Source organism: Segetibacter koreensis DSM 18137 (assembly GCF_000374045.1).
Classification (GTDB): domain Bacteria; phylum Bacteroidota; class Bacteroidia; order Chitinophagales; family Chitinophagaceae; genus Segetibacter; species Segetibacter koreensis.
Window position 1 is genome coordinate 94957 of sequence record NZ_KB893359.1, and the last position, 21749, is coordinate 116705.

16 protein-coding genes are annotated in these 21749 nt (G+C 38.9%); 3 read left to right on the forward strand and 13 right to left on the reverse strand.

The window, feature by feature from the left end; translation table 11 throughout:
• Nucleotides 1-4: 4 nt before the first annotated feature.
• Nucleotides 5-1144, reverse strand: a complete 1140-nt coding sequence (locus B154_RS0121780) for a glycoside hydrolase family 130 protein (protein ID WP_018616478.1) — start codon at nt 1142-1144, stop codon at nt 5-7.
• Between the two features lie 209 nt (nt 1145-1353).
• On the opposite strand from B154_RS0121780, the gene B154_RS0121785 reads away from it, so the two are divergent.
• Nucleotides 1354-1917 carry an RNA polymerase sigma factor gene (locus B154_RS0121785; RefSeq protein ID WP_018616479.1) on the forward strand — a complete coding sequence of 188 codons (564 nt, stop codon included), beginning with the start codon at nt 1354-1356 and terminating at the stop codon, nt 1915-1917.
• Between the two features lie 103 nt (nt 1918-2020).
• Nucleotides 2021-2794, forward strand: a complete 774-nt coding sequence (locus tag B154_RS0121790) for a DNA-formamidopyrimidine glycosylase family protein (RefSeq protein ID WP_018616480.1) — start codon at nt 2021-2023, stop codon at nt 2792-2794.
• A gap of 121 nt (nt 2795-2915) precedes the next feature.
• On the opposite strand, the gene B154_RS0121795 is transcribed toward B154_RS0121790, so the two are convergent.
• From B154_RS0121795 to rhaT, 5 genes are all read right to left on the reverse strand, one after another.
• Nucleotides 2916-4307 (reverse strand): FGGY-family carbohydrate kinase, encoded by a 1392-nt coding sequence (locus B154_RS0121795; RefSeq protein WP_018616481.1) that lies wholly within the window; start codon nt 4305-4307, stop codon nt 2916-2918.
• 3 nt (nt 4308-4310) lie between these two features.
• A complete protein-coding gene (locus tag B154_RS0121800) occupies nt 4311-5585 on the reverse strand; it encodes a sugar isomerase (RefSeq protein WP_018616482.1) in 1275 nt (424 codons plus the stop codon).
• A 17-nt stretch (nt 5586-5602) separates the two neighbouring features.
• A complete protein-coding gene (gene rhaM / locus B154_RS0121805; protein ID WP_018616483.1) occupies nt 5603-5917 on the reverse strand; it encodes an L-rhamnose mutarotase in 315 nt (104 codons plus the stop codon).
• Between the two features lie 312 nt (nt 5918-6229).
• Complete coding sequence (locus B154_RS0121810; protein WP_018616484.1) at nt 6230-8350, reverse strand: bifunctional rhamnulose-1-phosphate aldolase/short-chain dehydrogenase; 2121 nt, start codon at nt 8348-8350, stop codon at nt 6230-6232.
• A gap of 88 nt (nt 8351-8438) precedes the next feature.
• Entirely contained in the window at nt 8439-9518 is a 1080-nt protein-coding gene (rhaT, locus tag B154_RS0121815) for an L-rhamnose/proton symporter RhaT (protein WP_018616485.1), read from the reverse strand.
• Nucleotides 9519-9675: 157 nt separating this feature from the next.
• Between rhaT and B154_RS0121820 the strand changes: the two genes are divergently transcribed.
• Nucleotides 9676-10707, forward strand: coding sequence for a GntR family transcriptional regulator (locus tag B154_RS0121820; protein ID WP_026260352.1), 1032 nt, complete (start codon nt 9676-9678; stop codon nt 10705-10707).
• Nucleotides 10708-10928: 221 nt separating this feature from the next.
• Here B154_RS0121820 and B154_RS0121825 read toward each other — a convergent pair whose 3' ends face one another.
• The 7 genes from B154_RS0121825 to B154_RS0121855 form a co-directional block, all read right to left on the reverse strand.
• Complete coding sequence (locus B154_RS0121825) at nt 10929-12704, reverse strand: RagB/SusD family nutrient uptake outer membrane protein (RefSeq protein ID WP_018616487.1); 1776 nt, start codon at nt 12702-12704, stop codon at nt 10929-10931.
• Nucleotides 12705-12717: 13 nt separating this feature from the next.
• Nucleotides 12718-15828 carry a SusC/RagA family TonB-linked outer membrane protein gene (locus B154_RS0121830; protein ID WP_026260353.1) on the reverse strand — a complete coding sequence of 1037 codons (3111 nt, stop codon included), beginning with the start codon at nt 15826-15828 and terminating at the stop codon, nt 12718-12720.
• Nucleotides 15829-16246: 418 nt separating this feature from the next.
• Entirely contained in the window at nt 16247-17020 is a 774-nt protein-coding gene (locus B154_RS0121835) for a 3-keto-disaccharide hydrolase (protein WP_026260354.1), read from the reverse strand.
• A gap of 59 nt (nt 17021-17079) precedes the next feature.
• Nucleotides 17080-18243, reverse strand: a complete 1164-nt coding sequence (locus B154_RS0121840) for a Gfo/Idh/MocA family protein (RefSeq protein ID WP_018616490.1) — start codon at nt 18241-18243, stop codon at nt 17080-17082.
• 26 nt (nt 18244-18269) lie between these two features.
• A complete protein-coding gene (locus B154_RS0121845) occupies nt 18270-19331 on the reverse strand; it encodes a sugar phosphate isomerase/epimerase family protein (RefSeq protein ID WP_018616491.1) in 1062 nt (353 codons plus the stop codon).
• 63 nt (nt 19332-19394) lie between these two features.
• Nucleotides 19395-20618: a class I mannose-6-phosphate isomerase gene (locus B154_RS0121850; protein ID WP_018616492.1), complete on the reverse strand. Its 1224-nt coding sequence runs from the start codon at nt 20616-20618 to the stop codon at nt 19395-19397.
• A gap of 19 nt (nt 20619-20637) precedes the next feature.
• Nucleotides 20638-21705, reverse strand: coding sequence for an aldose 1-epimerase family protein (locus B154_RS0121855; protein WP_018616493.1), 1068 nt, complete (start codon nt 21703-21705; stop codon nt 20638-20640).
• Nucleotides 21706-21749 lie beyond the last annotated feature (44 nt).

A 21749-nucleotide genomic window follows, 5' to 3' on the forward strand; every position in this document is an offset into this window, starting at 1 on the left:
AGTCTTATTTACTTTCAGGCAAAGGGTCTGTAGCTGCAGGATGAGCAGGATCATAGATGGCAACTGAAACACGAGAATCTGCACACCCATAGTACAAGAACCACTTTTGTTTAAAAAAAACGAGTCCTTCCATAAATACAGTTCCATTTACATATTGGCCGCTTTTTTCAAACGGTTCCATTGGCCGGAAAAACGGCGCATCTAATCTTGCAATCGGCTTAGTAGGGTCTTTAAGATCAAAAAGTACCTGTCCGCCGCAATAACTGTTTCCCTGGAACCGCTTATCGCCCTTTGTAGGATTATTCTTCCCGTTGTATAATAATAAAATTCCTTTATCAGTCATAATAGCGGGAGGGCCGCATTCTGTAAGGTCGCTGTCAAAGAATCCTTGTCTTGGAGATATTAATGCTCTCAATTCACCCTTATTGTTTACAAGAGGTTTCCAATTTACCAAATCTGTGGATGTAGCTGCAAAAACTCCTGCCTCTCCCCAATACATCCAGTATTTTCCATTGATCTTTGCTATCACCTGTTTACCATTTACAAGCTTAGTTACAATAGATGCAGATTTATGGGCTACGTTAAAAAACTTTCCATTGTACGCTTTTCTAAATATAGGTCCGTGCTTCTTCCAATGTACCAAGTCTCTTGAAGTAGCTACTCCCAATCTTGGAAGTTTTCGATTCCACTGCGTATAAAATACAGCATAGGTTCCATCTTCTGTTACCGCAACGCGGGGATCTTCACATCCGCCAGGCCATTCAAACTCTTTCTGACTATCATTGGCAGGGTAAAATACAGGCTTAGAACGTCTTTTCATATGTATTCCATCCTCACTTTCCGCATAACCTAACCGTGACGTTCTCTCACCAATACCGATTCCTGATTTATCTTCTGCGCGATACAATACCACGACCTTTCCATCTTTTATAGTTGCTGCCGGATTAAACGCATCGTTTCCTTCCCACCTTACTGTATCCTTAGTGATAGGATCTACAAAAATAGATGCCGGATTAGGCGATATAACAGGATTCACACCTTCGGGACGCTTAAACCCTCCAAAAGCCCAATCAGGCAGAGGATTATTATTTTCCTGAGCAAATGCACTATTAAAAAGAATTAAAACAAAAAGTAATTTTTTCATATGCTTATTTTAACTACAACCGGTTTTCGCCACCGATATAACACAAAGATTACAGTAAATAACACATTTTAAATAACTATTTCCAATACTGATTAATGTTTTCCCATTAAGGGAAAAAACCTTAAGAAAAATAGAAAAAAAGAACTGATTATCAATTGGTTAAGATTTGGCATTAATGTAGAGAAAAGAAGAGAATAACAAAATAAATTATGAATAACACCTCTATCCTAACTGAAAAATCTCTTATTGAAAATTGCATTAACGGAAACAGAAAAAGTCAAAAAGCGCTTTATGATATGTTTTCACCTAAAATGTTTGCTATCTGTCTTCGTTACGCTAAAAACCAAACTGACGCAGAAGACATATTGCAGGATGGTTTTGTAAAATTATTTAACAACCTCTACAAATTTAGGGGAGAAGGCTCATTTGAAGGATGGGTAAGAAGAATTTTTGTAAATACAGCTATTGAACACCTAAGACGAAATAATATAAAATTTGCCGAAAGTGATGGTTTTGAAAATGCAATAGCAGATAAGCAAAAAAGTGCACTAGACTGTCTTTACGAAAAAGACCTGCTTAAAATATCTATGAACCTCAGCGAAGGTTATCGCACTGTTTTTCATTTATATGCAGTAGAAGGATATTCACACAAAGAAATTGCAATTAAATTAGGCATAACAGAAAGCACCAGCAAATCACAGTTTTCAAGAGCTAAGGCTATACTCAGAGATGTTTTGCAAAACAGAAGTTCAAAGAAAACAGCTACGGTATAACTTTTTAAAAGAAGCACATAAAAAACTTTGATCTTACTTATTTACTCTTCCATGTTTAGTTTGCAAAAAAGTGTATTTTTATTTTACGACATATAACTAAGCTATGCCCGAATTACCCGATCTGCAAGTGTTTTCTAAAAATCTTAATTCCATTTTTGCGGGCAAAAAATTATTGAAAATTAAGATTCTAAATACTAAAAAAATCAAAGACAAACCAGAAGACTTAAGTAAAAACTTAGAAGGAAACATTCTTACATCTGTTTCCCGAACAGGAAAAGAATTAAGGTTTTTGTTTGCAAACGGCGCTCTCCTCGGCATGCATCTTATGCTGCACGGAAATCTTTACCTTTTTGAAAAAGACAATGAGAATAAGTTTACTGTTGCTGAATTATATTTTGAGAATAAAGGATTGGCACTAACAGATTGGCAGGGCCTGGCAAACATAACGCTACATCCAGAAGAGAAGAAAGGAATAGATGCTTTATCAAACCAGCTCAATTACGATTACCTGAAGAGAGCATTACAATGCAAGGCAAAGGTGAAGAATGTAATAACCAACCAGGATGTTATAAGAGGTATTGGCAATGCTTATGCAGATGAAATATTATGGGAGGCAAGAATTTCTCCTTTTTCTATCTGCAGCGCAATCTCAGAAAACAAAATTCATGCTTTGGAAAAAGCTATAAAAACTGTGCTTAAAAACGCGGAGAAACAAATACTAAAAAAACACCCTGATATTATAACAGGTGAAATAAGAGATTTTCTTAAAATACATACCAAAGAGAAAGATGTAAGCCCAGACGGTGCTGTGATAAAAGCAGATAAAAAAGGAGGCCGCATTACGTATTACACAGATGAACAGGAGTTGTTTTTGTAATTAATATTACCACCATTTCCTCTTAAAATAGCTTAAAACCTTTTAAAGTCTGCTACTAATACTTCCGCTACTATTACAAATAACGAACAATCTGATGTACTTTCTGGAAACCCAATAAGGATTAAAAAACGGGAGAAATAGCCGAGAAGTATTTTAATTCAATAATATCATTGGGTAAAGGCTTTTTATTCCAGCAATGGTGAATTGAAAGTGCTGTACCAACGGCAGTAGCCTGTGCCATAGAAGCAGCAAACACTTCTATTTCTGGAAATAAAGAAGCTAATAAATTCATATAGATAGAATTTTTGCTAAATCCCCCATCTACAAAAATTCTTTTAACTTCCGTTCCTTTCAGCACTAATTGCGTTGAGGCAAACTGTTGAGTTGCAATATCTGCCATTAACTGGTGATATGCTTCTTCTTCAGAAGAAAATGCGCTTACGTCTCTTTGTGCAAAAAGAGATTCCTTAAGAAGAATTTTTGTGTCTTTATTCTTAAAACCTGCATCTTCTTTCTTTTGTAAAGCTGCAATTGTCTCAGGATTGTATTCAATTGTTTTATAAAAAGCGTGGCTTATGTTAAAAAACTCCGCTATTCTCTTCACCTGTTGTTCGTGCTCATTACCGGCAAATAGCCTCGATGCTTTTACAGTTTTACCCTTGAAAGTCATGTAAGACAGGCAATCACATTCAAGTTCTTCCGCTGTAAGAGGTTGGTTATTGAAAGGATTTAAACTTATACACCATGTGCCGGTTGATATTAAAATAAAAGGCTCGTGAAAATTAACCAGGTAGGGAATTAATGCAGCAGAGCTGTCATGAAGGCCAACTCCGGCAAAGAACGATTTGGAATTAAATTCCGCGGCAACTACCTGGTCAGCAGGAACAATAGGGGCTAATTTGTCTATGATCCCTTCCTTATATACCCACTCGTGATAATCGTTTAATTTGAAGTTCCACAAATTGGTATGACAACCGACACTTGTAATATCAGAATAGAATTTACCCGAAATCAAATAGCTGAGATATTGGGGAAGGTGAAGAGAAAACTTAATTCTTTTGAATAATTCGGGCTTTTTATACTTCAACCAATACAATTGCATTCCAGAATTAAGATGACCTAAAACCGGGGAAGCTGTCACGTAAGAAAACTCTTTTTCACCTCCGTAAGTATCATAAAATTGTTTTTTAAGATCTTCGGGGTAAGGCTTTAGATAATTGTATAATGGAGTAACAGCTTTCCCGCTCTCATCTACATTAACGAAACTGGCCCCATATCCGGAGGCATTAATTGCTTTAATTTCAAAAGCTGCATTATTAAACACTTCATGTAACGAATCAAAAACAGACGATCTGAGACTTTCAACATTTTCACAGGGAAAACCATCTTCATCTTCCATTTCATTAAAACGCGCAGACCTTTCAAAAACTATTTTATAATTTTCATCAAAAAGAAATAGTTTTTTGTTTGTTTTACCTACATCAAATATGGCGATAACCGGGGTAGCTGACATATTTTATAAACCGGTAGCAACCGTTTTTAAACCTCTTTCTTTAATAAGATTTTCCCTCACCTTTAATTTGCGAAACAATTGCAGGGGCTCTAACGCTGCTCCGCTTCTAAGTCGTGCCTCTGCAACCAACGGACGGACATCTGTTCTATATGCGCCCTGTAAAACCTCCTGTGCCAATACAACATCATTTGTCATCTGTGCAGTTTCGAGTGCCTTGCCATCTACCAGCAGAGCCTGGGCGTAGGCTATCATAATTGCTTCAATTGATTGCAGCAAATCTTCTAACGGATCTTTTACATTATGTGATGCATCGATCATCCAGGCAAGGTCTGCGGCATGATTCATCCCTCTTGCATCCATACCTTCTACCAGCTCTTTAAATATTAAAAACAACTGGTAAGGATTGATGCTTCCTACCGTCAAATCGTCATCACTGTATTTGGAGTCATTGAAATGAAAACCTCCTAACTTCTCTTCCATTAATAACAAAGACACTATTTGCTCAATATTCGCATTGGGAAGATGATGACCAAGGTCAACAAGCGTGTAAGCTTTTGGACCAAGTTTGCTGGCGTATAAAAAAGATTGTCCCCAATCACCAACTGTTGTTGAATAAAAGTTGGGTTCAAATGCCTTGTATTCTACAAACATTTTCCAGTCATCTGGCAGAGCAGCATACACTTCCTGCAAACTTTCTAAAGTATTTTGAAATGCTTTTCTAAGATTCAGCTGACCTGGAAAATTTGATCCATCGGCCAACCATATACTTAAACAATCAGAACCTAATTCAACCCCATACTTTATTACTTCTATATTATGTTCTATTGCCTGCTGGCGAACTGCTTTATCAACATGTTGCATTGAGCCAAATTTATAACTCAGCTTTTGACCAGGTTGATCCTGAAATGTATTTGAGTTCATAGCATCGAAACGCAAGCCATGCTGTGCAGCCAACGCTTTTACATTAGCAGCATTAGATGGAATATCCCAAGGAATGTGCAACGAGATTGCCCCGCTTGAATTGTTTAGTTTATGAAGAAGCCCGATATCTTCAATTTTTTCTTCCAGGCTTCCAGGTTCTCCGCCTCCGGGAAAACGGCCAAACCGTGTTCCTCCTGTGCCCAGCGCCCAGCTTGGAATGGCAATTTGAAAATTTATTAGTTTTTGAAGAATGTCTTCAACATTAGCAATGTCTGCAGCAATACATTCAAACCTCTGTTTATGCACCTGCAGGTTATCCTCATTAAATTCCTGTATTTTATATTTTTCTATTTGCATAGTAATCGTTTTGGAGATTAAGGTAAATAAAAAACTTCTTGCAATGGAATCTGTACAGGAGAATTATCAGGGTTAGTTTCCATAATATCTGTCATATGCTTCCACCACTTTTGCATTACCGGATTTGATGGCAAAGTGTCTAACTTACCTTTATCTTCTGCTTTCATAACTCCAAAGAGACTATTGGTTGTCGCATCAAGAAATATTGAGTAATCAGTAATGGTGGCTTCTTTCAATAGTTGTTGCAGTTCTGGCCAAAGCTCTTGGTGTCGTTTTTTGTATTCCTCTTCAAAGCCAGGAAATAACTGCATCTTAAAAGCAATACGGTGCATAACACACTTTGAAATTTAATTTATAAAATAATCAACAAAAGATGCCCGGAACATTTTTTGAGCTTTTTTATGAACCAAACCTTTTTAACGCCATTCATCATTGTTGCGTCGCACACTTGTACAATACCGCTACCGGCAGCATTTCTCAGAAGTCAAAAACAGGAACACAGCGAGTAACACAGCAAACAAAGCTGCATTTAAACAGAGAACGAAAAGATGCAGTGAGAACAACGATTCTGATTGACCATAATGTTTGTCCTAAAAAATCGGGTAAGACTTGCTATCAAACAATCTCTACATCATTGCATCAAGCTATCTCAAAAACGCTGCGGCCACTCCCCCATCAACATTCAGAACATTTCCTGTCGATTTATTCAGTAATCCGCTAACAAATACAAAACACGCATTAGCAATATCCTCAGGCAAAATGGTTTCGTTCATTAAAGTCCGTTTTGCATAATACGCAGGTAATTCTTCAACAGTAACGCCATATGCCTTTGCACGGCCTTCGGCCCAACCGCCTGCCCAAATATTAGAATCGGCAATTACAGCATCGGGGTTTACGGTATTCACACGCACTTTATCAGGACCCAGCTCAGCTGCAAGTAAGCGACTAAGGTGAGCCTGGGCTGCTTTTGCAGAACCATAACCAACATTGTTTGGCCCAGCCACTACAGAATTTTTTGAGACAATGTTTATGATGTCGCCTCCAAACCCTTGTTTACGCAAAATCCTTACACCTGCTTTTGATACAAGAAACTGGCCCTTAACAAGAATGTTGTATAGCTTATCCCAATCTTCAATAGAATGATCCAGTAAACTTTTGGATATACTAATACCTGCATTATTAATGATAATATCGACACCGCCAAAAGCTAACGCAGCGGCATCGAAGGCTTTTTCTATAGTTTCTTCATTTGTTACATCTAGCAAAGTAGAAGCAGCATTGTCCTTACCAAAAAGCTTGTGAAACTCTGCCATAGCTCCATTCATTCTTTCTGCATTAATATCGTTGATGATAACACATGCACCTTCTTCAGCAAACTTTTTAGCAATGGCTTTACCGATGCCACCCGCGCTTCCTGTAATTAGTGCAATACGGCCGCTTAACGGTTTTGGCTTTGGCATGCGTTGCAGCTTGGCCTCTTCAAGCAACCAATATTCTATATTAAAAGCTTCTTGGCGAGGCAAAGAGGTATATTCCGATATAGCTTCGGCACCACGCATTACATTGATGGCGTTAGTATAAAATTCTGCTGCTACTCTTGCTGTTTGTTTGTCTTTTGCAAATGTGAACATACCTACTCCCGGATAAAGAATGACTACCGGGTTGTCATCACGCATTGCCGGACTGTTAGAATGCTTGCAATTATTATAGTAATCGGCATACATTGTACGATATGCTTCAAATGCGGGTTGTAATCTTTCTTTTATAGAAGGTATATCTGTAAGAAATTCAGAAGGCTCAAGGTCTAAAACCAGCGGGCTTATTTTTGTTCTGAGAAAGTGATCGGGACAACTGGTACCTAGAGGTGCTAATCTGTCAAGGTCATTTGAATTAATAAATTGTAAAACTCTTTCGTCATCGCTAAAATGACCGATCATCTTCGTATTGCTTGAGCAAAAGCCACGGAGAATCGGAGCTAATGTAGCTGCCTTTTCAAGCCGCTCTTCTTTTGATAAAGACTGTACTTTAGTTCCCCCGAAAACTGCAGGTTGCCTGCTTATTGCCTCTTCAATATATTCGGCACAACGCTCTATTACTTCAAGTGTATTTATATAAGATTCGTAAGCAGTATCGCCCCAAGTAAACAAACCATGAGAACCTAACATAATGCCGCGGATATTAGGGCTTTGGTCTAAGCATTGCTTCAATTGCAGCCCCAAATCAAAACCGGGTCTTTGCCATTCTACCCAGCCTATAGTACCGCCAAAAAGTTGTTCCGTTATTTTTTTACCATCTTTTGCTGCCGCGATAGCAATAGCAGCATCAGGATGTAGATGATCTATATGTTTAAAAGGTAAAAAACCATGTAAAGGAGTATCTATCGACGGCGCTTTTGAAGAAAGATCATAAATACTATGATTAAATAACTCAACCATTTCATCTTCGTGTTCAATACCTCTGTATACTTTTACAAGGCTGCGCAGCCTGTCTACGTAAAGAGCAGCAAGGCCACTTCTCTTTAAAGTTCCCAAATCACCGCCAGACCCTTTTACCCACATTATTTCTTTTTCTTCACCCGTCAGGGGATCTTTTGCCATTGCCTTGCAAGATGTATTTCCTCCACCATAATTAGTCAGGCGTAAATCTGCACCTAATAAGTTTGAACGGTAAATCAATAGCGCTACTTCATCACCTGCAAGTTCTGCAGCTTTAGATTCATCCCACAGGTAACTTACGTGTTTGAATTGAGTTGTTGCGGTGGTCATAATTTTTTTAATAATTGAGGTTAAGATTTAGCTTGTCCCCGGACAAGCACATTTTATTTTGATACCTATTTGTTTTGTTAATCGGCTGCTATTTCAAAGCGTTTCCATAGCCTACCAATACAACTGATAGAAATATAGCCATGATACCTATAGTAATTGTTGTTTTTGTTTTTTTACTTACACCATTCCACTCTCTTAAAGCAATGCCCCAAAGATTGGCAACAAGAATTATAAAGGCCATGTGTAAAATCCATGAACTGGCGCCATTACCCAGCTTACTTTCTCCCATGCCGTAGAAGAAGAATTGCAAAAACCATACAGTGCCTGCAAGAGCAGCAAAAAAGTAGTTTCGGGCAAGCGGTGTTTTTGTGTTAATATAGTCTCCAAACGTTTTGTTACGTATATTCAGTACCATGCACCAAATGAAATTTGTTGTTAATCCTCCCCATAACAATATCACATAGATAACGTTATTCTGGTATAAAAATTCTGTTGTCGCGTCAGCATGAGAAGCCTTCCACAAATTATTTGCGACCTCCGCCATTGGAGTGCCTGCCTCTATTCCATAATTGAAACAAGCACTGAGAATACCGGAAACCGTACATACAATTAAACCTTTAACAAGATTAAATTCCTTAATGCTTTCTTTCTTTTTGGCTTCAGGTAGTTCTTTTTCTTTCAGCACTCCTGCCTTTCCGCAGATATAAATACCTACCAGGCAAATAACGATCCCCACTAGAACAATTCGTCCCCAGGAAGTGGTAACGAGTTCTGTAAATGTTGTTTTACCAGGTGTAGGAACAATGTCGTAGTATATAGACGGAACAAGTGAACCGAAAACAGATGTAAAACCGAGCAACACCGAGTTTCCCAATGACATGCCTAAATAACGCATTCCTAAACCATAAGTTAAACCACCAATACCCCACAGAAGGCCCCAAAAGAACGTCCAGCCGATAGTAGAGGATGATGTTTGTGCAATAATTTCAGTAAAGTTTGGTATCGTTAACCAGGCTGCTAATGGTGGGATGATAAGCCATGAAAAAAGTCCGCCGATAATCCAGTAACTTTCCCATGCCCAGCCTTTTATCTTTTTAAAGGGAACATAAAAGCTACCTGAAGCAAAACCTCCTATAAAATGAAAGATAACTCCAAGAATAACCTGCATAATTGTATTTTCTTATGGCTGAGCAATGAATTGTATGCTAAAGTAGAAGTATATAAACGCTTCACTATCATGTACTATCATGGTTGTATATGAGGCACAAAAAAAATTTTTGAAATAGCATTTTGAAATATGTACGTTTGGTAACTGTATGAATATTATGAATACTTCTCCATTTCGTAAACTTATTTATTTTGATGAGTTTTCCGTTACCGCAAAATATCAGCAACTGGCAAACTCAATTATTAAAGCAATTGAAAACAGGAAGCTTCAGGCAGATGATGTGCTTCCCTCTATCAATGAATTAAGTATTGAATTTGAAATATCAAGAGACACGGCAGAAAAGGGTTATAAGTATTTAAAAAAACTGGGAATAATAGGATCCGTCCCCGGAAAAGGGTATTTTATTAAAACGAGTAATGTAGAACGAAAGATTAAGATTTTTTTATTGTTTAACAAATTGAGTGCCCATAAGAAGATTATTTATGATGCCCTAGTAAGCGCCCTTGGTGATGCTGCTGCTATAGATTTCTATGTTTATAATAATAACTTTACTTTCTTTAAAAAGTTGCTGCAAAACTGTAAGGAAGATTATGATTACTATGTCATCATTCCTCATTTTTTAGACGGAGAAGAGAACGCCCATATTGTTATTAATACTTTACCCAAAGAAAAACTCATTTTACTTGACAAATTAATTCCGGGAGTAACAGGTGACTACGGAGCTATTTATGAAAATTTTGAAAAAGATATTTATACTGCACTTGAAGAAGCCTTGCCTCAGCTAAGCAAGTACCATACTATAAACATTATTTTACCTCACAACACTTACTACCCTGTCGAAATTATCACCGGCTTAAATAACTTCTGCCAACAATATGCATTTAACTCAAAAGTAGTTCCTAACATAAAAAAAGAAGAAATAAAAAAAGGCGAAGTTTATATAAATGTAATGGAAGATGATTTAGTGACTTTGGTAGAAAAAATCCTCAGTGAAAATTTAAAAATAGGAGAAGATGTTGGTGTTATTTCTTATAATGAAACTGCTTTAAAAAAGATCATTTTAAATGGAATTACAACGATATCAACAGATTTTCAAATGATGGGAGAAAAAACAGCAGAACTTATTCTTACTAACTCTATTGAACATATCGAAACAAAGTTTTACCTGACGCTGAGAAACTCTTTATAATAATTATTGACCAATAACCTAAAAATTCTATTATAAAAAATTGCACCTCATTTTTTAAAATTAGGTTCTGTTTGCTCTTACTGTCCACCTATTGAGAAATCTCACTGCTTCAACGATTTTTAAATAAGATCATCAAAAAATGCTATTTTCTTTATAATAAGCATCCCAACGATTTTTAAAATTACCCCCTTTCGTTGGGATGCTTTGTGGTACTTAAACTTTTAATACCCCGGCAGTTCTATCAATTTGTCATTCTTGTTCATTTCGCTCCTGGTGATGGGTAAGAAATATGCTTTATTATCCCATTTTCCAGTCCGAATTACATTTGGGGTGACAGTAGGAATAGTAGCGGTCGAATGATCTGGATTTAGCTTATAAACAATTTGAACTCCATGAACATCATGATAAGCATCAGGACCTATCATCCACCTTCTAACGTCGAAAAATCTTTGATCTTCATATGCCATTTCGATTCGTCTCTCATTACGGTAACGATCCCTTAGTGCTGCGCCTGATTCTGTTACGTCCGGCATAAATGCTCTTTTCCTGATCATATTTATATAAGTTCTCGCTTCAGCATCCTGCCCTAACTCAATAGATGCCTCAGCATAATTCAATAGCACTTCACCATACCTGATCCAACGAAGGGTTAAATCCTGATAGGACTTTTGAATATCGGTCGTCTTACTTAAGTATTTAAGCATAGTGGCACCACATTCATTACCATTCCATGAATTAGCTATGCTATTTCGGGTATCAAGACCATACACAGGGTACATTTGATTTTTAGCATTATCCCATTTTTGCCAAGTACCAAATTGTCCTACTCCTATGGGATCATAAATAGTTAAATCAGCGGGACGAGGCCTGTATTTGTTACCTTCAAAGAGTACGGTTGCATAAAATCGCGAATCCCGATTACTATACGGCTGAGCCGCTTCTGCAGGATTATTCCTGCTAAATTTGCTACCATCAGCCATCTCATAAGCATCGACTAATTCATTAATAGCCCCTACTCCCGCATTACCATACCAGCCATTGGGGGCCAAAACCCAGCCATTATAACCACCCCCTGTTGAAGCTGAGCTATATTTAACGAAAATATCTTCTACACTTCGTGTTGATGTAAACAGATCTCCATAATTCTGGGTAGCTTCCGCTGCAGAAGCAGGGTTCGGCTTGTATAAACTATACACTCCCAAATCAATTACAGCTTTAGCAGCATCTTTAGCAGCTTGCCATCGAGCCATAGGATCACCATCGGTATAACCTAATAATTCCGGATGAGCAAAGCCGTGGACTACGCTAGCGTTTTTATTTGGATTATGTAGATCGCTGGCAGCATAAAGCAAAACTCTTGATTTTAGAGCTAGCGCAGCCCCTTTAGTAGCACGCCCGTCGTTATCTCCACTCTGAGTTATTGGTAATAAGTTGGCAGCTGAATCTAAATCACTTACAACAAATTTTATGCAATCAGCATAAGAACTTTGGGCTATCTTAAAATTATCTTCCAATCCATAGACATTGGTAATAATAGGCACGCCTCCGTGGTAGCAAGTTAAACGAAAATACAAGTAAGCTCTGAGAAAATGAACTTCTCCAATCATTCTATCTTTTAAAGCTACACCATCAATTTTGCTAGTGTCAAACGAAGATTTTGATATGTTTTCGAGCGCAACATTGCAGTGCCTGATAGCCCTATACGATGCACTCCAATTACCATATTCCCCGTCATCCTGAGTAATAACCATGTTATTAAAATTCAGGCCGTCTGCATCCCTGCTTCTGGATTCGTCGACATTTCCTGCATTCATAGCTACACCTGCGGGAAGTTCATTATAAATTCCATTAATAAATGTTGCAGTCAACGCAGGATCTCCCCACTCGTCTGAACTTGAAAATTCGGTGAGCGATTTTTTGTTAAGGAAATCTTTACTGCACGAAGTAATGACGGAAGCCAATAAAAATATCCGACATATAATTACTAAATTTTTCATTCAATTAAATTTTTTAAAAGGTTACGGTTAAACCAAAAGAAAGTGTTTTATTAAGTGGATAAACCTGGCTATTAACCCAGATAGAACCAGGGGCGGTATTAGGCGACTCCGGATCGAAATCTTTCAAACCAGTCAACGTAAAAATATTTAATCCACTCGCGTATAATCTGAAAGCATCTATTCCAAACCTTTTTATAAACTTTTGTGGAAGATCATATCCCAATTCAATGTTTTTAACCCTCAAATAATTGCTGTTTCTCACCCAGTAGGTATTATTTGGCCATCCATCTGCCATCCAATATTGCGACGTACGGTTCCAAGCCCTCGGTTTTGTTGCATCAATATTAGTGGGAGTCCAACGTCCTATTACATTATCCATTCTGAAGTTACCGGCTTCGCCTGAAAACTCTGTATAAGCTCTTTCAGCACCTGCAGCACCTTGTACCAGCACTGACAAATCAAAGTTTTTATACCCTACATTCAAGTTCAAACCACCTGTAAAAGTTGGTATATCTGTCTTATCGTCTCTAACCAAATCTAAACCATTAATTGCCCCATCATTATTAACATCTTTAAATATAATGTCTCCGGGCTGCGCACCATCCCAATGAGGATATTTATTAACTGCTGCCTGGTCTCTGAATATGCCAATTGCCTGATAATACAAATGAGCACTCATTGGATGACCTGTCGTTTTTTGGTATTCCGGAATACCTGGTGTTTCATCCCAGTCCAATATCTTGTTTTTAGCATATGAACCGTTTACAGAAACCGAATAAGTAAGACTACCAGCTTTGTTATGATACCCTACTTCATATTCGAAACCCTTGTTTGAAACCTTCGCAAAATTTTGCTGAGGCAAACTTAAACCGGCTGAACCCGGAACCGAAGCATTTTTCCACCATAAGATATTAGAACGAACGTTATAAAAATAATCAGCTGAAACGCTAACTTTTCCGTGTAATAATTGCGCATCAAAACCAATGTTGGATTGATTTGCTACTTCCCATGTAATATTTGGATTGGGTGTACGCACCTGGCTGGTGGTATTGGCAACCACGTTTTGATTAAAAGTATAAGAACCGTTATAGCCAAAATTAGCAGCAAACTGGTAGGGAGCAATACGATCATTACCTGTTTGTCCCCAGGATCCTCTTATTTTCATCTCGCTAATAAAAGGAATGCTCCTTTTCCAGAAATTCTCTTCAGATATTCTCCAGCCTAATGAAATACCGGGAAAGAAACCATACTGAGATCCGGGAGGAAAAACATAGGAGCCGTCCTCCCTAAAAACAAATTCGGCAAGATATTTATTTTCAAAATCGTAGTTCAAACGTCCGAAATAACTTAAACGGGCATTGTTTAAATACGGGTCTGGTGCCCCTCCATTATCTTTTAACAAATTACCACCTGCAAACATCTCATCTATTGCTGTGGTCGTAAAATATCTACGGAAAGCGTTAAAGTTCATTGAAGCACCGGAAATCCGTTCAGTACCAAGTAATACCTTAATATCATGCTTGTTGGCTATACTCGTTTGATAATTGATTAATCCCCTAAGCGTTGCACTATTACCATCCGTTAAGCCCTGAGTTAATCTTGCGTCACTTACTCCTCTCTGTCCCTTTACCAGAACAGGAGTATTATTTGCATCACGGGTTACACCATCCCATGTATAAACATACCAGGGTTTTTCAAACTGTTTATGATTGAGAATGTTTTTATCATAACTTACTGTTCCACTCACAGACAGACCCCTTATCCAGGGAATCGTAACATCTAGCTTGACATTGCTCTGAACGGAATAAGTTTTATCTAAATAGTAGCCGGTAGCATTGGTAGTAGTAAGAACAGGATTTTGCCCGTACTCGACATCAGGTCCTGGCAGACCATTAGGCCAGTAAGCAGGTAAATATGGGTATTGCCGGTTAAGAGCCCACCAAGTATTTAATGCATCTCCGCCAATTCCAGTGCCGGGATAATGTGCATTTTGCTGACCTCCAGATACATCTACATTTAAATGAATATCTTTAGAAATGGCTGCATCAAGGTTACTTCTGAAATTAACCTGCGAATAGTAATTAGCACTATTATAAAAGATGCCATCCTGGTAAGTAGTTCCGCCAGAAACAAAATATTTTACACGGTCGGAGCCACCACTTAGTGAAACATTAGCATAACGTTGTACAGACCAGGGTTTAATTACAGCTTTAAACCAATCGGTATTTGGATGTCCCCAAGGATCAGAGCCATCGGCGTATTTTTTAATATCTTCTGCAGAATACTTTTCCGGCTGACCCTGGTACAACTTTATTTCGTTGATCATTTGAGCATAACTTGCCGCATCCGCCATTTTGGGAAGTACCGTAGGTTTATTCCATCCTTGGCGAACATTAACTTCAATTTTTGGCGCACCAGATTTCCCTCGTTTTGTTGTAACTAATATAACACCATTTGCTGCTTCAGACCCATAGATGGCTGCCGACGCATCTTTTAAAACAGTAATAGACTCAATAGTAGCTGGATCTATACGATCTAAACCACGATTTTGAATACCGTCAACTATAACAAGTGGTGAGTTATCACCTAAAGTGTTTACACCTCTGATCCTAAGGAGGGAACCGTCGTTACCCGGTTCGCCAGTCCTCGAAACAACTACCAGTCCTGGTAAACGACCCCCAAGGGAATTTGAAATATTTGGAGCCGGCGATTTTCTTATATCATTTCCACTTACTGTAGCAACAGAGCCGGTGAGTGTAGCTTTCTTTTGAGTACCATATCCTACTACTACAACCTCTCCCAAAGCTGTATTAGCTGGCGTAAGAGTGACATTAATATGCGATTTGTTATTAACAGGTATTTCCTGGGTAAGGTAACCGACAAAAGATGTTACTAACGTACTGGAGCCACTTGGTACACTCAGTGAAAAATTACCTTTTGCATCGGTGCTGGTACCACCCGTTCCACCTTTCACCTGTACAGTTACGCCTCCTAATCCAGCTCCGGTCTCATCGGTAACTTTTCCCGAAACTCGCATAGTTTGCGACCAGGTGGAGGAGGCGGAAAATAATAGAAAAAGGAGTATCAAGATGTACTGCATCTTTTTAAGAATGATCTCTTTCATAAGCAATCGTTATTTTTTAAAATTTAGAAATTGAAAAGGGGTAAAAAATGTATTAGAATTCTACCTTCAGAGTGGTTGGAAATTCGACGGAAAAAGCACTTGTTAATTGTTCTATAAAATTAGAACTGATAATTTTGATCACTGTCCTGTTCTGTCATGCTCTCATCTTTTTATATAAAGAAAATTTAAATCAGTATTTTGTCTAAAGGAAACTATTTTACATAGAAATAACCGTAGGTAAAAAAATACCAATTTTTATATATCACACTTTGTCCAAAACAATTAAAGGCAAAGGCGGAATGTAGATCTCCTTATGCTTGATTAAGACAAGATCATTTTGTGATCAATTCTTACTTGAAACGTAAGAGTAAAAACTTTAATCGAAGGAACAAGTTTATTCAACTTATTCGAAACATAGTTATAATTGCTTCAACCGAATGTTTCGATATTCAACTTTCATCGGTGGGCCAACATGTACTTGCACACCTAACAGTCCCTCTGATTTTCCATTTACTGTATCATTGTCCGTTACATCACTCATTAAAATGCCATTAATATAATGCTGTAAGTGATTGCCTTTTATAACGAGGTGACAAGTATTCCAATTCTCAGCGTGTATTTTAGTCTGTAATTCATCGGAACTACCTAATGAGCCGGTCACAGTTCTTTCTGTCCAGGCGTTGTTCTTAACATGATCCTTTAAAAAATCAGGAGAATCTCCAGGAGGATTTACTGTTACTTTTTCTCCTCTGTACGCTAATGTGGTCCTTTGGCGTTCTTCGTAGTTTTGCCCTGTGTAGTGATTTGCGCCGTCAATATCGGCCTGGTATCCCTTTAAAGCATGAGGCACATCCGTTAACTGAACACTCCGATAATTAATACCGCTATTTCCAGCTTTTGTTATTTTAAATTCAAGAGTCAGTTCAAAGTCAGCCGGCTTGCCGCCCTGCCATATGATAAATGAATTAGTTTTTAAAAGTGTAGAAGGTGTAATCTCTCCAACTAAATTTCCATTTTCTACCCGCCAATATGTTGGATCGCCTTCCCAGCCCTTAAGAGTTTTACCGTCAAAAATTTGTACAAAACCATTCTTATCTGCCTGATTTTGCGCTGAAGTTCTGCAGCTGCTGACCACTAACACCATCAGCATTATTCCCATTTGAACGAATTTAGAACTCACTTTTTTTAGCATTATTATTTGTTTTAGCAATATTAATTTTATACCTGTAAATGATCCTGTTCCAGACATTTTCAGCTTGCAAAATCCTCAACACCTGTTTCTTTCCAACTTTTTGAAGACGCAGAGGTTAAAACTGCTTCACAAACTTTCTGAGTTTCAAGAGCGTCTTTAAATGTAGGAGCGCATGGCATTCCGGTTTCAAGGCTTTTTAAAAAATCAGCTACCTGGTGAACAAAAGAATGTTCATAACCAATAGACAATCCCGGTACCCACCATTTGTCCATATATGGTTGATCGCCGTCAGTAACATGAATGGTACGCCAGCCGCGAACGATAGAATCATCAGCGTGATCAAAATATTCAAGACGGTTAAGATCGTGTAAATCCCACCGTAGCGAAGCATGTTCGCCATTAATTTCAAATGTATATAAAGCTTTATGTCCCCGTGCATAACGGGTAGATTCGAAAAGGCCGAGAGAACCATTTTCAAAATGACAGTGAAAAATACAGGCATCATCTATACCTACTTTTTGTACTTTGCCACTTGCCTGGTGTATCCGTTCTTTTACGAAAGTCTCTGTTACCGCAGAAACATCCACAATTCCCCCATTTAACCACATAGCAGTATCTATACAGTGAGCAAGCAAATCACCTGTTACACCTGAGCCCGCAGCATCTACATCAAGCCTCCATAAAGCCTCACCACCCTGGGGCAACTCCGGGTTAATTGTCCAGTCCTGCAAAAAGTTAGCACGGTAATGAAAAACGCGTCCCAATTTGCCTGAGTCGATAATTTGCTTAGCCAAAGTAACTGCGGGAATGCGGCGGTAATTGTACCATACGGTATTCTTTACACCTGCCTTTTTTATAGCACCCACCATCTCTTCCGCCTCAGCTAATGTTCTTGCGAGAGGTTTCTCACAGAGAATCATTTTACCCGCTTCTGCGGCAGCAATAGCAATTTCTGCATGCATATTATTAGGGGCGCAAATATCAACGGCGTCAATATCATCACGGGCGATAACTTTTTTCCAATCTGTTTCGATAGACTCATAACCCCATTGATCAGCAAATGATCTGACTTTGTCTTCACTACGCGAACAAACAGCTTTTAATACCGGACGATACTCCAGTTCCGGAAAAAAATCACCAACGCGTTTATAACCGTTGGTATGAGTGCGACCCATAAAACCGCATCCGATTAAACCAATTCTTAATTCTTTCTTATTTCTCATATTATTTAAGATCTTAACAGTAAGTATTAAAAAGTAGCCATAGCAGCTTGTTTTTCGGGTTCATACCAGCCGTGTTGCTGGCGAACTTTTATCATAATAGCGAGGATATCATTCCAGGTTTGTTGTCGCATCATCACTTCGTTTGCAAACATGCACCCGTCCCAACATATGTGTTTAAACTTTTTAGTAAGTTGACCATTTTCATCTCGTAACCAGTAACCAGCATCATGAGCAATATCAAGTTTTCCATTTGGATCGGTCGCCTGGCAATGTCTGCCTGTTTTATCGTGCGATCCTGAACCAAATACTGTTCCGTCGTTTTGCGCCACGTGGAAATCTATTGTCCAAGGCCGAAGGGCTTTCGTAATAGTTTTAAGGCCGTCCTCCAATGTTTTACGATCACTCCACTCAAAATTTTCAGGAAGAATACGGTCTTGAGGCCTGTTATAACCCAGCAGATAAAGTAAGGTATGCGCCATGTCGGCCTGAAAGCCCATGTTGGGACGATCAACAGCCTCTAAAGTCTCAACCATTGTTTTCCAACTATGCATACCACCCCAGCAAATTTCTCCTTCGGCAGCCAGCTTTTCGCCATAATCTGCGGCGACATCGCAGGCTTCCTGAAAAGTCTGAACTATGAGCTTTGAATTGTTAACCGGGTCAACCTCCCAGGTTTGAGGAGAACTGGCAGAGTCAATACGAATAACTCCGTAATGCCGTACCCCATATTCGCGGAGCTTCTGACCAAAATGGCAAGATTTACGAACCATTTCAACAAATTGAGCACGTTCTTCTTTACTTCCCATAGCCGGTCCGCCCCATATTGGAGCCACAAGACTTCCTATATTTAGATTAAAACCAGCAACTTTTTCTGCTAGCTTTTTTATTTCGTCATCTGAACAGTCAATATTAATATGAGGCTCGAGCAGGCCTATATCGATTCCATCAAATTTAACCCCATCTACCTCAGCAGCAGCAGTCATTTGAAGCATTGTATCGAAAGAAATAGGTGGTTCGGAACCAGCCCCTTTTCCTACAATGCCAGGCCAGGTAGCATTGTGTAGTTTAGGATAATTATTGTCTTGCATTTCGTTAGATTATTTTCAGTGTTTAAAGTATTAGATAACTTTTTTTGAAAAAATACTGATTCATTATAAAACAAGATCGGGATTTCCCGGACCGAAATGTTTGAGCATAACAATGGGATCAGTGGAGGAAAGGTTAGCTATTTTAACTCCCTCGATAGCAGCTTTCTCACTTACAAAAAATTCATCGTTAGTAAGTTGTCCATAACGAATCAATGCCGGAGTTTCAATATCCCACACTCCCATTTTTCCATGCCCCTGCATCATAATCAAGCCGTAAGCGGCACTGTCTTTAATAATAACCGTTGCACCAGGTTGAATGGTAAGTTCCTTCGCACTAAACGCATCTGATTTATAACAAACCCAATTTTCTGTGTATCCTTCTGCCTGCATTTCATTTTCCGGTTTTACTGGTATCGGCTTCATAAATCTTGTTGCCAAAATATCCGGATTCGTATTAAGGTCCCAATCAATTACCTCCATCAATTGATCGTAATCACCCACTCTTTCCGGTGGCGTACCGTTCCATAACAATTCCTCAGGAATGATTGCTTCATTTACTAATGATTGGTACATTGCAAAAACATCAGAAGCTTTCTGCGGTTCGTAAGTACACATACTTCCGGGAGCATGCAACATTCCGGGTGGAACATCCCAACCCGTCCCGGGTTCCAGACGGAAAGCCTGGGAATAGTTCGTAATTTTATTATCTCCTTTCGTAAAGTTTACCAGGCACTCACGAATTTCTTCTTTTGTAGTACCCGGGGCAATCCCAAAAAAGGTATATGGAAAATCTCCACCATGATTATTTAATTGCGGTGGAAAATAATATGCTTCCGGTTTACCCATTTGGCCTATCAGTGCAGCATGCTCGTCATTGTGATGGATATGGTGTGGAAGAGGTCCCATATTGTCAAAAAACTTAGAGTACATTGGCCAGCCCTGGTGTTCATCCCACAATCTTTCTCCAATCAATTCACCCTTCAGCTCGTCTATTGCATCCTTCAATAATATTTTTACTTCTTTATCTCCGTCATTAAATACCACCTGGCTTAACCCTTCATTTTCACCTGTAAGAGGACCGTTTTTGGCCGGTGTTGTAGAAGACAGCCAACGCTCGTCAATACCACCCCTTTGCCCGCCTAACACATAATAGTCATCGGGGTGCAACTTGATTCTTCGGCCGGGAACACAAAATGAACGTGGTACCCAGGTTGGAGCCAAACGTAAAATTCCTTGCCCCTGTTCCAATGCTTTTTCAGCTAAACTTATTTTTTCGGCAGTTTCCATTTGAAACGATTTTTAACAGTTAACCTAAATTGTTTTTTTTAAGAAATTCCTTGATTTTCTCTTTACTTTCCAGCACTTCAATTTCAATGTCGTACGACCTTGTTTCAGCTGGTTGCAAAATAATAAGTTCCTTTTGCTCCCTTGCCTTTGCTTGCCCTATTGGGGGGTGCGTTCCCGGCTCAAGACCAGTTACATATTCACCTTTGCCCCAGTGTTGCCAGTTCGTCATCCAAGGCAATTGCGTTTTCTGATATTTCAATTCTAATGCAAGACCAATGTTGGAGTTGTAAAGCCCACATGTGCATTGACCAGAACTATCAGGTACGGAATTGATAAAAGCAACTGCTTCTCCATGGCCATTATGATCTTCAAGAGGCGAAGGACACTTATGAAACTCGTATCCGTCCCTAAATATTTTGTTGTTTATACCGCCTTCTCTCGGTTGCCATTCGCCTTGCCATATTATTTCTGTTCCTTCATCTACCAACGGCCAGCCAAAATTGAAATGGTATAGCAACATGTGGGGTGCTGGCATATTTCCTCTATTAATAACTTCATCATGAATTCGCAGAGTTGCCTCTCCAAGCGTTGCGGATATTGTCCTTTTTATTTCAAGGTTAGGTCCGAGTACCTGTGTTTGCTTTATTCTGCCCGTTATACTCATGTCCATTTTACCTGCTACAGGATCAGGCTGGATAATTGATTCAAGGTCTGCAGGAATATTGCTGACCTGATCATGAAGGCCGCGTGAACCAAATTCGTCACTCTCAGGCCCTCCAACATGCGTCAATCCGCAAGTGGTTAACAACCCGCCTCCAAATGTTTTAAGCCAATCTATGCCCTGGTTTGAAAACCGCTCTGGAGCCGTTATTCCTGAATGGCTTAACCACGCAATGCTGTGCTGATTGTAAAAAGCATCCGCAATATCCATCCCCCGATCGAGTACAACTTTAAAACGTAAACCTGTTCCGGTATTGATCCAGGCGATGCGGGTTCCGCGGCCTGCACCATTATCAAGTACAGAAGTTTCTATACCTCCAAGTTGCGCAGTGTTGGATATTTTATTGCGCCAGTTTTCAGAAATCAAACTTTATCTCCTTCTTCCTTTAATTAATGATAAAATCCATCAAA